Genomic DNA, 13,333 nt, shown 5'->3' with positions numbered 1-13,333 from the left:
GGAGTCGTTCCGCGATGTCATCGACATCAACCTGACCGGCACCTGGAACACCGTGATGGCCGGCGCCCAGCACATCATCGACGGGGACCGTGGCGGTTCGATCATCCTGATCAGCTCCGCCGCCGGCGGGGTTCCGGTGCCGTTCTCGGACCTGCTCGCGCCGCACTTCTACAAGACGCCGGAGCTGCTGTTCTCCGCCGACATGTTCCACCCGTCGGCGGCGGGGTACGAGCTGGCCGCCATGCAACTGCTCCCCGCGCTCTGTGAGGCGTTGGGTGAGTTCGTCACGGGCGCTCCCACCGCCGAGGCGCTGGAATCCAGGACAGACGACGACGCATCGCTGCTGTCCCGGCTCGGCGGGCTGAACCGGCTGTGGCGGCGCTCGACCGGGGTGCCCGCGCCGATCGTCGTGCCCGCGGGCTAGTTTCTTGGCACACGTTCTTTACCGGAGGAGCCCTCATGCCCGAAGCCGTCATCGTCGCCACCGCCCGCTCCCCCATCGGCCGGGCCAACAAGGGTTCGCTGGTCTCGATGCGCCCCGACGACCTCGCCGCCCAGATGGTCAAGGCCGTACTCGACAAGGTGCCCGCGCTCGACCCGCGCGACCTCGACGATCTGATGATGGGTTGCGCGCAGCCCGCCGGTGAGGCCGGCTACAACATCGGCCGCGCGGTCGCGGTCGAGCTCGGCTACGACTTCCTGCCCGGCACCACGGTCAACCGCTACTGCTCGTCGTCGCTGCAGACCACCCGGATGGCGTTCCACGCGATCAAGGCCGGCGAGGGGCACGCGTTCATCTCGGCCGGGGTGGAGACGGTGTCGCGGTTCGGCAAAGGCGCGGCCGACGGCGCCCCCGATTCGAAGAACCCGGTCTTCGCCGACGCGCAGGCCCGCTCCGAGCAGGCCGCCGCCGGAGCCACCGAGTGGCACGACCCGCGCGAGGACGGCCTGCTGCCCGACGTGTACATCGCGATGGGCCAGACCGCCGAGAACGTCGCCGCGTTCACCGGGATCAGCCGCGAGGACCAGGACCACTGGGGTGTGCGCTCGCAGAACCGCGCCGAGGAGGCCATCGACAACGGGTTCTTCGAACGCGAGATCGTCCCGGTGACCCTGCCCGACGGCACCGTGGTGTCCAAGGACGACGGCCCGCGCGCCGGCACCACCTACGAGAAGATCAGCCAGCTCAAGCCGGTGTTCCGGCCCAACGGCACGATCACCGCGGGCAACGCGTGTCCACTCAACGACGGCGCCGCCGCGGTCGTGATCATGAGCGACACCAAGGCCAAGGAGCTCGGCCTGACCCCGCTGGCGCGGATCGTGTCGACGGGTGTGTCGGGTCTGTCGCCGGAGATCATGGGCCTGGGCCCGATCGAGGCGGTCAGGAAGGCACTGGGCAACGCGAAGATGTCGATCTCGGACATCGACCTGTACGAGATCAACGAGGCGTTCGCGGTGCAGGTACTGGGTTCGGCGCGTGAACTCGGCATGGACGAGGACAAGCTGAACGTGTCCGGCGGCGCGATCGCGCTGGGGCACCCGTTCGGCATGACCGGCGCCCGCATCACCGCCACGCTGCTGAACAACCTCGCCACCCACGACAAGACGTTCGGCATCGAGACCATGTGCGTCGGCGGTGGCCAGGGCATGGCGATGGTCGTGGAGCGGCTCGCCTGACCACCGGCCATAGAATGCCGTCCCGATGACCACCATCGGAACGCCGCTGTCACCGCGCGCCACGAAAGTCATGCTGCTCGGCTCCGGTGAGCTCGGCCGCGAAGTGCTGATCGCGTTGCAGCGCCTCGGGGTCGAGACCATCGCCGTCGACCGCTACCAGAACGCGCCGGGCCACCAGGTCGCCCACCACGCGCGGACGATCACGATGTCGGACCCCGATCAGCTGCGCGCGCTGATCGAGGCCGAGCGTCCGGATCTGGTGGTGCCGGAGATCGAGGCCATCGCCACCCCGGCACTCGAAGCTCTGGAGGCCGAGGGCGTGGCCACCGTGATCCCGACGGCCCGGGCGGCGCGACTGACCATGGACCGCGAGGGCATCCGCCGGCTCGCCGCGGAGACGCTCGGCCTGCCGACCAGCCCGTACCGCTTCTGCGATTCACTGGAGGAGCTGCAGGCCGCGATCGACGGGCAGATCGGCTACCCGTGCGTGGTCAAGCCGGTGATGAGCAGCTCCGGCAAGGGACAGTCCAAGATCGACGGTCCCGACGGTGTCGCGGCGGCCTGGGACTACGCGATGGCCGGCGGCCGGGTCAGCCAGACGCGCATCATCGTCGAGGGTTTCGTCGATTTCGACTACGAGATCACGCTGCTGACCGTGCGGGCCCGCGGCGCCTCCGGCGAGGTGGAGACGCAGTTCTGCGCACCCGTCGGGCACCGGCAGGTCGGCGGGGACTACGTGGAGAGCTGGCAGCCGCATCCGATGCCGGCCGCCGCGCTGGAACGCGCGCAGCAGATCGCCGCCGCCGTGACCGAGAACCTCGGCGGGCAGGGCATCTTCGGCGTCGAGTTGTTCGTCAAGGGTGATCAGGTCTGGTTCAGCGAGGTCAGCCCGCGTCCGCACGACACCGGCATGGTGACGATGGTGACGCAGTGGCAGAACGAGTTCGAGCTGCACGCACGGGCCATCCTGGGCCTGCCGGTGGACACCACGCTGAGGTCCCCGGGCGCGAGCGCGGTGATCTACGGCGGGGTGGACGCCGAAGCCGTCGTGTTCGACGGGGTGGACGCGGCGTTGCAGGTGCCGCGCACGGACATCCGGCTGTTCGGCAAGCCGGAGAGCTTCCTCACCCGCCGGATGGGCGTGGCGCTGGCCTACGACGACGACGTCGACGTCGCGCGCCGCAACGCCGCCGAGGCGGCCGCCCGGGTCAAACCGCGGGCCGAGTAGGCCCAGGCACGAAAAAGGGGCGTCCGCTTTCGCGGGCGCCCCTCTTCGTGTCGACTGCTAGTCCTGATTGAAGTAGCTGAGCAGGCGCAGGATCTCGAGGTACAGCCAGACCAGGGTCACGGTCAGGCCGAGCGCGATGCCCCAGGCCGCCTTCTCCGGCGCGCCGGCACGGACCATCTGGTCGGCGGCGTCGAAGTCGATCAGGAAGCTGAACGCGGCCAGGCCGATGCACAGCAGCGAGAAGCCGATGGCGAGCATGCCACCGTCACGCAGCCCAAGGCCCGCACCGCCACCGACGCCGAACAGCGCCAGCACCAGGTTGAGCAGCATCAGCGCGACGACACCGAACAGGCCGGCGACGATCATCCGGGTGAACTTCGGGGTGACGCGGATGGCGCCGGTCTTGTAGACGACGAGCATGCCGAAGAACACACCGAGCGTGCCGACGATCGCCTGCGCGATCATGCCGGCACCGCCGATGGAGGCGATGTTGGCGATGATGAACGACACCGCACCGAGGAACAGGCCCTCCAGCGCCGCGTAGCTCAGCACGATGGCCGGGTTGTCCTGCTTGCGGCCGAACGTCGCAACGAGCACCAGCGCCAGACCGCCGAGCGCACCGACCAGTGTGAACGGCATGGCGAGGCCGAGGTTCTGGCTGACGAGGAAGTACGACACCACCGCGACGGCCGTCAGCACGCCCAGCGTCATGCCGGTCTTCATGACGACGTCGTCGATGGTCAGCGCGCGGGAGACACCAGTCTGGCGCTGCTCCGGGTACTGCGTGACGTACGGATCGGCGTGTACCGCCTGCGCACCGTAGCCGGCGGCTCCGGTACCGAATTGCGCATAACCGCCCTGCTGCCCCTTGGGCAGTGAGCGGAACACCGGGTTGCTGCTTTCGCGCACCGTCGGGTCCTTCCTGTCTCGATGTCGTAGTGCTTCGACCTGTGACGATCACTCGGTCAACGTTTGAGGTTCCCGGGCGGTTCCCGACCGTCAGGGCGGATTTCCCAGGGCCTTCACAGGAACCTTACCCGGGCTGTCCGCGACGGGGGAGACGATCTAGATTGCATTCCGTGGACGAAAACGAGGATGTCCTAGTAACTGCCGACCACGGCGTCGGCCGAATCATGCTGAACCGGCCCAAGGCGATCAACTCGCTGACCCATCCGATGGTCACCACCATCACGCGGGCGCTGAAGGCCTGGGAGACCGACGACGCGGTCAACGCCGTCGTGGTGTCCGGGGCGGGTGAGCGCGGGCTGTGCGCGGGCGGCGATGTCGTCGCGATCTATCACGACGCCAGATCCGGCGGCTCCGGGTCCCGCCGGTTCTGGCATGACGAGTACCTGCTCAACGCCTACATCGGCCGGTACCCGAAGCCCTACGTGGCGATCATGAACGGCATCACGATGGGCGGCGGGGTCGGGATCAGCGCGCACGGCAGCGTGCGGGTGGTCACCGAGACGACGAAGATGGCCATGCCCGAGGTCGGGATCGGGTTCATCCCCGATGTCGGCGGCACGTTCATCCTGTCGCGCACCCCCGGCCTGCTCGGGGTGCACGCGGCACTCACCGGGGCCTCGTTCTCCGGCGCCGACGCCATCGCGATGGGCTTCGCCGACCACTTCGTGCCACAGGATCGGCTCGCGGCGTTCGTCGACGCGATCGAAGCCGACGGCGTCGACGCAGCGGTCGCCGCGTTCGCCCAGCAACCACCCGCGAGCGGGCTTCTGGCCCAGCGTGACTGGATCGACGACTGCTACGCCGGGGAGACGGTCGCCGACATCATCGCCGCGCTGCGCGGGCACGACGCCGCCGCCGACCGCATTGGCGGCACCGCCGCCGTCGAGGCCGCCGACCTGATCGCGTCCCGCTCCCCCGTCGCGGCGTCGGTCACCCTCGAAGCCGTCCGGCGGGCCGCGAAGTTGGACACACTGGAAGACGTGCTGCGCCAGGAGTTCCGGACGTCGGTGGCGTCGCTGCGCTCGCACGACCTCGTCGAGGGCATCCGCGCCCAGCTGATCGACAAGGACCGGAACCCCAAGTGGTCGCCGGCCTCCCTGCCCGAGGTGACCGCATCCGACATCGAGGCGTACTTCGCGCCCGCCGACCCCGACCTGCAATTCGACGAGGAGTAACCATGAGCTCGGAGAACTTCGAAACGATCATCGTCGAGCGCGACGAGCGCGTCGCGACCATCACGCTGAACCGGCCCAAGGCGCTCAACGCGCTCAACAGCCAGGTGATGAACGAAGTCACCACGGCCGCAGCGGAACTCGACGCGGACCCGGGTGTCGGGGCCATCATCCTCACCGGCAACGAGAAGGCGTTCGCCGCCGGCGCCGACATCAAGGAGATGGCCGGCCTGTCGTTCGCCGACGTCTTCTCCTCCGACTTCTTCGCCGGCTGGGGCAGATTCGCCGCGACCCGCACCCCGACCATCGCCGCGGTGGCCGGTTACGCGCTGGGCGGCGGCTGCGAGCTGGCGATGATGTGCGACATCCTGATCGCCGCCGACACCGCGAAGTTCGGCCAGCCCGAGATCAAGCTCGGCGTGCTGCCGGGCATGGGCGGGTCGCAGCGGCTGACCCGCGCGATCGGCAAGGCCAAGGCGATGGACCTGATCCTCACCGGCCGCAACATGGGCGCCGAGGAGGCCGAACGCGCCGGGCTGGTGTCGCGGGTGGTGCCCGCCGACACGCTGCTCGAGGAGGCCAGGTCGGTGGCGCAGACCGTCGCCGGCATGTCGCTGTCGGCGTCGCGGATGGCCAAGGAGGCGGTCGACCGCGCGTTCGAGACCACACTGACCGAGGGACTGCTCTACGAGCGCAGGCTGTTCCATTCGGCGTTCGCCACCGACGACCAGACCGAGGGCATGAACGCGTTCACCGAGAAGCGGTCGCCGAACTTCACACATCGCTAAAGTTCATGCGTGACCGACACCGGTGAAGCCCCCGCCGCGGTGCTCGACGAGACACCGGCGCACGAACCGGTAGCGCCGGCGCGGCGCGGGTGGTGGGTCCGGCACTACACGTTCACCGGCACCGCAGTCGGTTTCGCGTTCCTGTGGTTCTCGCTGACGCCGTCGCTGCTGCCGCGCGGGCCACTGTTCCAGGGCCTGGTCAGCGGCGGCGCGGGGGCGATCGGTTACGGGTTCGGCGTCTTCGCGGTGTGGCTGGTGCGGTTCATGCGCTCCAAGGACAGCAGCCCGCCGGCACCCCGACGGGCCTGGCCGGCGCTCGTGGTCGTCGGTGTGCTCGGCATGATCGTGATGGTCGTCCAGTTCCACGACTGGCAGGACGACGTCCGTGACCTGATGGGCGTTCCGCGGCTGACCTTATGGGATTATCCGCTGGCCGCGGTGATCTCGGTGGTGACGCTGTTCGTGCTCGTCGAGATCGGGCAACTGGTCGGCAGACTCGTGCGTTTCCTGGTGCGTCAGGCCAAGCGGGTCGCCCCACCGCGGGTGGCGGCCGTGGTCGTGGTCACCGTGCTGTTGGCGTTGACGGTCGCGCTGCTCAACGGCGTCGTGGTGCGGTTCGCGATGAGCACCATCAACAAGACCTTCGCGGCGGTCAACGACGAAACCGACCCCGACTTCGCCGCGCCCGCATCGGATCTGCGGTCCGGCGGACCGCGATCGCTGGTGAGCTGGGAGTCCCTCGGCCATCAGGGCCGGATGTTCGTCTCCAACGGACCGTCGGTCGAGGAGCTGACCGAGTTCAACGGCAGCCCGGCCACCGAACCGATCCGCGCCTACGCCGGGCTGCACTCGGCCGACGGCATCAAGGAGACCGCGGCACTGGCGGCCCGGGAGCTGCAACGCACCGGCGGACTGGACCGCGCCGTGGTCGCGGTGGCCACCACGACCGGCACCGGCTGGATCAACGAAGCCGAAGCCTCCGCGCTGGAGTACATGTACAACGGCGACACCGCGATCGTGTCGATGCAGTACTCGTTCCTGCCGAGTTGGCTGTCGTTCCTGGTGGACCGGGAGAACGCCCGCCAGGCGGGGCAGGCGCTGTTCGAGGCGGTCGACGCGCTGATCCGGGAGATGCCCGAACCGCAGCGCCCGAAGCTGGTGGTGTTCGGCGAGAGCCTCGGCTCGTTCGGTGGTGAGGCGCCGTTCCTGGCGTTGAACAATCTCATCGCCCGCACCGACGGCGCGCTGTTCAGCGGGCCGACGTTCAACAACACCGTCTGGGCCGACCTGACCCGCAACCGCGACCCCGGGTCGCCGCAATGGCTCCCGGTCTACGACAAGGGCGCCAACGTCCGCTTCGTCGCCGACGCGCAGGATCTGCAACGCCCGCACGACCCGTGGGAGCAGCCGCGCGTGGTCTACCTGCAGCACGCCTCGGATCCGATCGCGTGGTGGAATCCCGATCTGCTGTTCGCCCGGCCGGACTGGTTGCGCGAACGGCGCGGATACGACGTCTCACCGGAGATGGAGTGGATCCCGGTCGTCACGTTCCTCCAGGTCAGCGCCGACATGGCGGTGGCGGTCAACGTTCCCGACGGGCACGGCCACGTCTACGTCCGCGACGTCGCCGACGTCTGGGCGTCGATCCTGCTGCCGCCGGGCTGGGACCAGGCCATGACCGAGAAGCTGCGCGGGCTGCTCAGGAGCGACGAGAACTCTTAGCCGAGTACGTGTTTGAGGGCGTGGTAACCGCCGATGACGTCGGTCGAGCGGTGCAGTCCGAGTTCCTTCAGCGACGCCGCGGCCAGGCTTGAGGTGTAGCCCTCCGAGCACAGCACCACCCACTCGACGTCGTCGTCAACGGCCTGCGGGATTCGCGCGTCGCTGGTCGGGTCGCACCGCCACTCCAGCACGTTGCGTTCGACGACCAGCGCCTGCGGCACCTCCCCCTCGGCGGCACGCTGGGCGGCCGGCCGGATGTCGACCAGCACCGCGCCGCGAGCCAGCGCAGCGGGCACATCGTCGGCGGGCATCCGGGTCAGCTTCGCCCTGGCGTCGGCCAGGACGGCGTCGATACGGCTGGCCATCAGTCACTCTCCGGTTTGTCGGTGAGTTCGGTCCGGTTGCGGCGCAACGTGTTCTGCTCGGTGACGTCGTAGTAGGACATCGCCGTCAACGGCGGCGAGTACGCGTGCACGCTCAGCGTCGGACCCGCCGGCGGGACGCCGCCGCCGGTGACGCCCTCACGCGCCCAGACCACGTCGTGCACCCAGCCGAGCGGGAACGCCGCCTGGTCACCGGCCACCAGCAGGCGGTTACGCAACGCCGCGCCGTCCCAACGTGTTTCGCGCAGAGCGCCGGACAGGACCGTCAGCGCGCCGAGGGAACCCCCGTGATCGTGCAACTCGGTCGAGCGGTCCGGCACCCAGCTGATCAGCCATACGTCGATCTCGTCGGTGCCGTGCAGCCGGCTGAACCAGCGCTCGGTGGTGGGCAGCCCGGCGGCGGGCAGCAGGTGGTCGTAGTCGCCGCCGAGGACGTCGTCGGCGAACCGGTCGGTGACATGCAGCAGGTCGGCGGGGCGCAGGCGGGTGGGCGCCAGGATCATGGCAGAACTCCAGAAAAACGACGGACGGGTCAGGGGTCGGCAACTAGGCCTGACAACACTCCTGAATCCGGGTCGCGTCGCTCACGCAGGCAAGTCTGGCACAGCGCGCTCACCGGTCGCCAGTGCGCGGGATTAACCTCACCGTGAATCTATGAAGCCGCAGGTCTGCCCTCCGGCCGGGAGGCCCGGTCCGGTCCGGGGCGTCGTGGCACCCGGTTTCGCCGGTCTGCTGTCGCCGGAGGCCGCGTTGCCTAGATTGACGGGATGAGCAGCGACGGTCCTCGCCGGAACGGTGTCATCGCGGTCATCGCACTGTCGGCCGCGATCCTGGCCGGCTGCTCCTCCGAACCAGAACCGGCACCGACCACCACGTCGCCGTCATCGTCGCCGTCATCGCCACAGGCCACCGCGCCGCCCGCCGGTGTGGGCGTCTCCCCCGGCGGCGTCACGACGTCGGTCGATGCCCCCGCCGACTCCACCGAGGACGACTACTTCCAGGCCTGCCGGGCGGCGCGGACGTGGATCGACGGGCAGGGCGGCGACCCGCACGCGCAGATCGAGCCCTACCTGAAGAGCGTGCAGGACGCGCCGACCGGCGGGCCCGGGACGTTCGGCAAGACGTGGTCGGAACTCACGCCGGGACAGCAGTCGGCGGTGATCGTCGCCGTGGAGGCGGCCGCCGACGCGCTCTGCGACTGACGCGGCCGGCGCCGGCTCCCGCGTGTCCCCGGTCCCGGCCACGCGATCAGCCCCGGTCCGGCGCAGAATTACCGGATGAGGGTGGCACTGGCTCTGGGTAGCGGCGGCGCACGCGGCTACGCCCACATCGGCGTCATCAACGAGCTGCACGAACGGGGCCACGAGGTCGTGGGCATCGCCGGGTCTTCGATGGGCGCCCTGGTCGGCGGCCTGTACGCCGCAGGGAAACTCGACGAATACACCGCCTGGGCGAGCTCGCTGACCCAGCGGGCGGTGCTGCGCCTGCTGGATCCGTCGATCACGTCGGCCGGGGTGTTACGCGCGGAGAAGATCCTCGACGCCGTACGCGAGATCCTCGGTGACGTCACCATCGAGGAACTGCCGATCCCGTTCACCTCGGTGGCCACCGACCTGATCACCGGTAAATCGGTGTGGATGCAGCGCGGCCCGGTCGAGGACGCGATCCGCGCGTCGATCGCGATTCCCGGGCTGATCACCCCGCACGTGCTCGACGGCCGCCTGCTGGCCGACGGCGGCATCCTCGACCCGCTGCCGATGGCGCCGGTGGCCGCGGTCAAGGCGGACGTAACCATCGCGGTCAGCATCTCCGGCGAGGATCCCGAAGCCGGCAGACGCGAAAGGGAGTCCCGGACGCCGTCGGGTGACTGGCTGAACCGGATGTGGCGCAGTTCCTCGTCGTTGCTGGACACCAAGGCCGCGCGGTCCCTGCTGGAGACCCCCACCGGTCGCGCGGTGCTGGGCCGCTTCGTGGCAGGCGACGACGAGCCGCTCGACGTCGACACCCCGCACGACGAAGCCGATCCGCACGCGATCCCGAAGCTCGGCAGCTTCGAGGTGATGAACCGGGTCATCGACATCGCCCAGGCCGCGCTGGCCCGCCACACGCTGGCCGCCTATCCCCCGGATCTGCTGGTCGAGGTGCCGCGTACGGTGTGCCGCAGCCTGGATTTCCACCGCGCGGCCGAGGTGATCGAGATCGGGCAGGAGCTGGCCGCCGCAGCGCTGGACACGATCGAGGAGAAGCCCTCACACACCTAGGAAACGGGCCACCCGGGCCGCTTCCCGGCGCCCCTGTTCGCGGCCGGCCCGCGCCGCCGGTTCACGGCACGCCGGGTCGAGCGGGTTGGCCCCGAACGCGGCCAGCGAGCCGGTGTCGGCGAACACCGCCAGCGTGGCGCCCGGGAAGTCCTCGATCTCGGTGACGGCGCCGGTCCCCCACGGCGAGGGGCTGTTCTCCGCGGACGGCACCAGCACGACGGCCGCACCGCAGTCGTCGACCGCGGGCATGTTGACCGTGCTGCCGACCCCGCCGTCCATGTACCGACGGTCCCCGATCGTCACCGGCGGCCACACTCCGGGCACCGCGCAGCTGGCGGTCACCGCGTCGACCAGCCCGACGCCCGAGTCCGCGTCGAACACCGTCAGCTCACCCGTCGCGATGTCGATGGCGGTCACCCGCAGCGCCCGTGCCGGCCAGTCGTGGACGGGCAACCGGTGTTCGATCACGGTGCGGCGCAGGGGCTCTGACACTGTGTGGGTGTCCGCGGCGACCGCGCCGATCTTCTGCAGCTTCTGCTCCTTGCCGGCCCCCGGGGTCGTCATCGCCTTCAGGAACAGGTCGGTGATGGCGTCGACCGAGACACCGGGGTGGATCTCGTGCGCGCCGTGCTCGTCGGAGAGCTGGCGGGCGAACAACTCCTCCAGCGGGAACCCGCTGCCGATCTGCGCGGCGACCGCCGAGCCCGCTGAGGTGCCGAGCAGGACGTCGGCCGCGAGCAGACTCCGCCCGGCTTCGGGTGCCTCGTCACAGATCCCGAGCAGCAGACCGGTTTCCCAGGCGATGCCGGCCAGTCCGCCGCCGGCGAGGACCAGCGCGCGCATGGGATCGCTGGTCGGTGCGCTCGTGTCGTGAGAGTTGTCGTCAGGCATGCCCCGATGCTAGTCACCGCAGGTTCGGCGCCGCCCTTCCGCTGATCAACGGCAGATCGAGATAGGTGGCGATGCCCGGCGGCGCCGCGCACACCGCGGGCACCGAGTTCACGCAGTGGGCGGCCGTGCCGACCACCCCGTACTCGGGCCCCTCGCCGCCGACCTCGGACTGAAATCCCTTGACCGACACCGTGAAATCGGGGTTGCCGCGCACCTCCATCTCGTAGCGCTGCCCCTCGGGCCCGAACGACCACGCCGGGTCCAGGTTCTGCTCGCCCATCAACCAGTTCACCGTCACCCGCACCACCGGCTCGCCGCCGACCAGCGCCTCCCAGTGGAACTTCCGGCCGGCGACCTGGCCCGGTCGGATCTGACCCATCGGAGAGTCGATCGGTGCGGTGGCCACGGCGATCTCCTGTGTGGCACGGATTTTCGGGTCAGCTGCGAAGCCCAGCTGGTCGACGCACATCCGCACCGCCTGGATGAAACCGGTGTCGAGCATCTTCTGCATCGGCCCGGTCAGCGCCTTGTCGGGCGTCTCCCCGAAACCCATAACGTGGCGCAGCACGTCGGGGGCCTCGTAGGTGCGCAGATCCGAGTACTCCTCGGCGCGTACGAATGTCACGCCGGTGGACATGGCCGAGAGCATCAACGGGAATTTCTCGCTGATGCCACCGGGTGCGATCCCGGTGCCGTGCAACGTCGCGTCGCCCGCCAGCGCCGCCTCCCGCATCGCGGCTCCGCTGCGCGCGCTCGGGTACAGCCACCCGACCGGGGTCACGACGTTCTTGCCCGACCGCAGCAGCGCGGCGACCTCGTCGGGGTTGGCGATCAGGGGCGAGTAGATCACGGCGTCGGCGTCGAGCGCGAGGATGTCGTCGATGCTGTTTGTCGCCGTCACCCCGAGCGGGTCAACGCCGACGATGTCGCCGACGTCGCGGCCCGCTTTGTCGGGCGAGTGCACCCAGCAGCCGACCAGGTGCAGGTCGGGATGCTCGAGCACTCCCCTGACCGCTGCGACACCGACACCGCCGGTGGCCCACTGCACGACCCGAAACGCCATGTCGTCTCCTCCTGACAGCCCCTGAAACTAGAACACGTTCTACCGACATGTACACCAGCGGCCGGCGGATTGGCTGGAAATCGGCAACCCGGGCCGTTGTCCCAGTGCAACGCCTTCCGCCGGATTAGGGTGTTTTCGCCGGACGAGAACGTGAGGAGCCACGATGACTGATCCGCAGCAGGGTTCCCGCGTCGGTTCCCAGATCGGGCCCTACCGTTTGCGACGGCTGCTCGGCAAGGGCGGCATGGGCGAGGTGTACGAGGCCGAAGACACCGCCAAGGGCCGGATCGTCGCGCTGAAGTTGTTGCCGGAGACGGTTTCCCACGATCCGGTGTTCCGCGCCCGACTGCAGCGCGAAGCCCACGCCGCGGGCCGGCTCCAGGACCCCCACGTGGTGCCGATCCACGACTACGGCGAGGTGGACGGGCTGCTGTTCGTCGACATGCGGCTGATCGACGGCACCGACTTGCGCACGATCCTCAGGCAGCAGGGGCCGATGGCGCCCGCGCGGGCGACGGCGATCGTGCGCCAGATCGCGTCGGCGCTGGACGCGGCGCACCGCAACGGCATCATGCACCGCGACGTCAAGCCCGAGAACATCCTGGTCAACCGCGACGACTTCGCCTACCTGGTCGACTTCGGCATCGCGAATGCGGCCACCGACGAGGCGCTCACCCAGCTCGGCACCGCGGTCGGGACGTACGCGTACATGGCTCCGGAACGGTTCACCAACGGTGTGGTGGACCACCGCGCCGACGTGTACGCACTGGCCTGCGTGCTGCACGAATGCCTTACGGGCGCACAGCCTTTCCACGGCGACAGCGTCAGCGCGGTGATCGCGGCCCACCTCAACGAGCCGGCGCCGCGGCCCAGCCTGCTGCGGCCCGGGCTCCCGGCCGGCCTGGACCAGGTCATCGCGCGCGGCATGGCCAAGCGCGCCGAGGACCGCTACCGGTCGGCGGGTGAGCTGGCCCGCGCCGCCGCCGACGCGGTGGCCGGTGCGCCGCAGAACCAGGCGGCCACGATGATGGCGCCGCTGCCGTATCCGGGTAGGCCCGCGCCTACCCGCAGCGCAGCGTGGAGTGCCTGCTCGACCACACCGACCGCGCCGGCCGCACCTGGCCGTGCGTCCTCGTCGGCGTCGCCCTCCTCGGCGCCACCCACCCGGCGGTCAAGGAA

At 69.8% G+C, this 13,333-nt stretch carries 14 protein-coding genes; 9 read left to right on the top strand and 5 right to left on the bottom strand.

The window, feature by feature from the left end; genetic code table 11:
- From ASJ79_RS33705 to purT, 3 genes are all read left to right on the top strand, one after another.
- Positions 1-424: SDR family NAD(P)-dependent oxidoreductase (locus ASJ79_RS33705; RefSeq protein ID WP_231750757.1), on the top strand; the 424-nt coding region annotated here is incomplete at its 5' end.
- 35 nt (positions 425-459) lie between these two features.
- Positions 460-1,677 carry an acetyl-CoA C-acetyltransferase gene (locus ASJ79_RS06965; protein ID WP_067953999.1) on the top strand — a complete coding sequence of 406 codons (1,218 nt, stop codon included), beginning with the start codon at positions 460-462 and terminating at the stop codon, positions 1,675-1,677.
- A 25-nt stretch (positions 1,678-1,702) separates the two neighbouring features.
- Entirely contained in the window at positions 1,703-2,905 is a 1,203-nt protein-coding gene (gene purT, locus ASJ79_RS06960; protein ID WP_067953998.1) for a formate-dependent phosphoribosylglycinamide formyltransferase, read from the top strand.
- A 57-nt stretch (positions 2,906-2,962) separates the two neighbouring features.
- Here purT and ASJ79_RS06955 read toward each other — a convergent pair whose 3' ends face one another.
- Positions 2,963-3,814 (bottom strand): Bax inhibitor-1/YccA family protein, encoded by an 852-nt coding sequence (locus ASJ79_RS06955; protein ID WP_067953997.1) that lies wholly within the window; start codon positions 3,812-3,814, stop codon positions 2,963-2,965.
- A gap of 170 nt (positions 3,815-3,984) precedes the next feature.
- Between ASJ79_RS06955 and ASJ79_RS06950 the strand changes: the two genes are divergently transcribed.
- Genes ASJ79_RS06950 through ASJ79_RS06940 form a run of 3 tightly spaced genes read left to right on the top strand, consistent with a single transcriptional unit; the run spans position 3,985 to position 7,556 of the window.
- The gene (locus ASJ79_RS06950) at positions 3,985-5,049 is read left to right on the top strand and encodes an enoyl-CoA hydratase/isomerase family protein (protein ID WP_067953996.1); all 1,065 of its coding nucleotides are present in this window, start codon (positions 3,985-3,987) and stop codon (positions 5,047-5,049) included.
- A 2-nt stretch (positions 5,050-5,051) separates the two neighbouring features.
- Entirely contained in the window at positions 5,052-5,834 is a 783-nt protein-coding gene (locus tag ASJ79_RS06945) for an enoyl-CoA hydratase (protein WP_067953995.1), read from the top strand.
- A gap of 9 nt (positions 5,835-5,843) precedes the next feature.
- Positions 5,844-7,556 (top strand): alpha/beta-hydrolase family protein, encoded by a 1,713-nt coding sequence (locus ASJ79_RS06940; RefSeq protein WP_067953994.1) that lies wholly within the window; start codon positions 5,844-5,846, stop codon positions 7,554-7,556.
- Here the strand turns inward: ASJ79_RS06940 and ASJ79_RS06935 are convergent.
- Both ASJ79_RS06935 and ASJ79_RS06930 read right to left on the bottom strand, forming a co-directional pair.
- Complete coding sequence (locus tag ASJ79_RS06935; protein WP_067953993.1) at positions 7,553-7,921, bottom strand: rhodanese-like domain-containing protein; 369 nt, start codon at positions 7,919-7,921, stop codon at positions 7,553-7,555. The two genes, ASJ79_RS06940 and ASJ79_RS06935, sit on opposite strands and share 4 nt — an antisense overlap.
- Positions 7,921-8,442, bottom strand: a complete 522-nt coding sequence (locus ASJ79_RS06930) for a cysteine dioxygenase family protein (RefSeq protein WP_067953992.1) — start codon at positions 8,440-8,442, stop codon at positions 7,921-7,923. The genes ASJ79_RS06935 and ASJ79_RS06930 overlap by 1 nt, the downstream gene beginning before the upstream one ends.
- 264 nt (positions 8,443-8,706) lie before the next feature.
- On the opposite strand from ASJ79_RS06930, the gene lpqV reads away from it, so the two are divergent.
- Both lpqV and ASJ79_RS06920 read left to right on the top strand, forming a co-directional pair.
- Positions 8,707-9,141 (top strand): lipoprotein LpqV, encoded by a 435-nt coding sequence (gene lpqV, locus ASJ79_RS06925; protein WP_067953991.1) that lies wholly within the window; start codon positions 8,707-8,709, stop codon positions 9,139-9,141.
- A gap of 75 nt (positions 9,142-9,216) precedes the next feature.
- Complete coding sequence (locus ASJ79_RS06920) at positions 9,217-10,200, top strand: patatin-like phospholipase family protein (RefSeq protein WP_067953990.1); 984 nt, start codon at positions 9,217-9,219, stop codon at positions 10,198-10,200.
- Here ASJ79_RS06920 and ASJ79_RS06915 read toward each other — a convergent pair.
- Both ASJ79_RS06915 and ASJ79_RS06910 read right to left on the bottom strand, forming a co-directional pair.
- On the bottom strand, positions 10,189-11,091 hold the full coding sequence (locus ASJ79_RS06915) for a patatin-like phospholipase family protein (protein ID WP_067953989.1): 903 nt from the start codon (positions 11,089-11,091) through the stop codon (positions 10,189-10,191). The two genes, ASJ79_RS06920 and ASJ79_RS06915, sit on opposite strands and share 12 nt — an antisense overlap.
- Before the next feature lie 13 nt (positions 11,092-11,104).
- Positions 11,105-12,154, bottom strand: a complete 1,050-nt coding sequence (locus ASJ79_RS06910; protein ID WP_067953988.1) for a dihydrodipicolinate reductase — start codon at positions 12,152-12,154, stop codon at positions 11,105-11,107.
- Between the two features lie 163 nt (positions 12,155-12,317).
- Between ASJ79_RS06910 and ASJ79_RS06905 the strand changes: the two genes are divergently transcribed.
- Positions 12,318-13,333: serine/threonine-protein kinase (locus tag ASJ79_RS06905; RefSeq protein ID WP_156448307.1), on the top strand; the 1,016-nt coding region annotated here is incomplete at its 3' end.

Source organism: Mycobacterium sp. NAZ190054, assembly GCF_001545925.1.
Taxonomy (GTDB): Bacteria; Actinomycetota; Actinomycetes; order Mycobacteriales; family Mycobacteriaceae; genus Mycobacterium.
The sequence above is the reverse complement of the archived record's forward strand: the minus strand, read 5'-3'. Positions and strand labels throughout refer to the sequence as shown.

What these genes read in the sequence shown, in the direction of transcription:
- ASJ79_RS06945 (WP_067953995.1), top strand. Translation starts at nt 5,052, where the DNA reads ATGAGCTCGGAGAACTTCGAAACGATCATCGTCGAGCGCGACGAGCGC.
- lpqV (WP_067953991.1), top strand. Translation starts at nt 8,707, where the DNA reads ATGAGCAGCGACGGTCCTCGCCGGAACGGTGTCATCGCGGTCATCGCA.
- ASJ79_RS06965 (WP_067953999.1), top strand. Translation starts at nt 460, where the DNA reads ATGCCCGAAGCCGTCATCGTCGCCACCGCCCGCTCCCCCATCGGCCGG.
- ASJ79_RS06930 (WP_067953992.1), bottom strand. Translation starts at nt 8,442, where the DNA reads ATGATCCTGGCGCCCACCCGCCTGCGCCCCGCCGACCTGCTGCATGTC.
- ASJ79_RS06915 (WP_067953989.1), bottom strand. Translation starts at nt 11,091, where the DNA reads ATGCCTGACGACAACTCTCACGACACGAGCGCACCGACCAGCGATCCC.
- ASJ79_RS06920 (WP_067953990.1), top strand. Translation starts at nt 9,217, where the DNA reads ATGAGGGTGGCACTGGCTCTGGGTAGCGGCGGCGCACGCGGCTACGCC.
- ASJ79_RS06910 (WP_067953988.1), bottom strand. Translation starts at nt 12,154, where the DNA reads ATGGCGTTTCGGGTCGTGCAGTGGGCCACCGGCGGTGTCGGTGTCGCA.
- ASJ79_RS06935 (WP_067953993.1), bottom strand. Translation starts at nt 7,921, where the DNA reads ATGGCCAGCCGTATCGACGCCGTCCTGGCCGACGCCAGGGCGAAGCTG.
- purT (WP_067953998.1), top strand. Translation starts at nt 1,703, where the DNA reads ATGACCACCATCGGAACGCCGCTGTCACCGCGCGCCACGAAAGTCATG.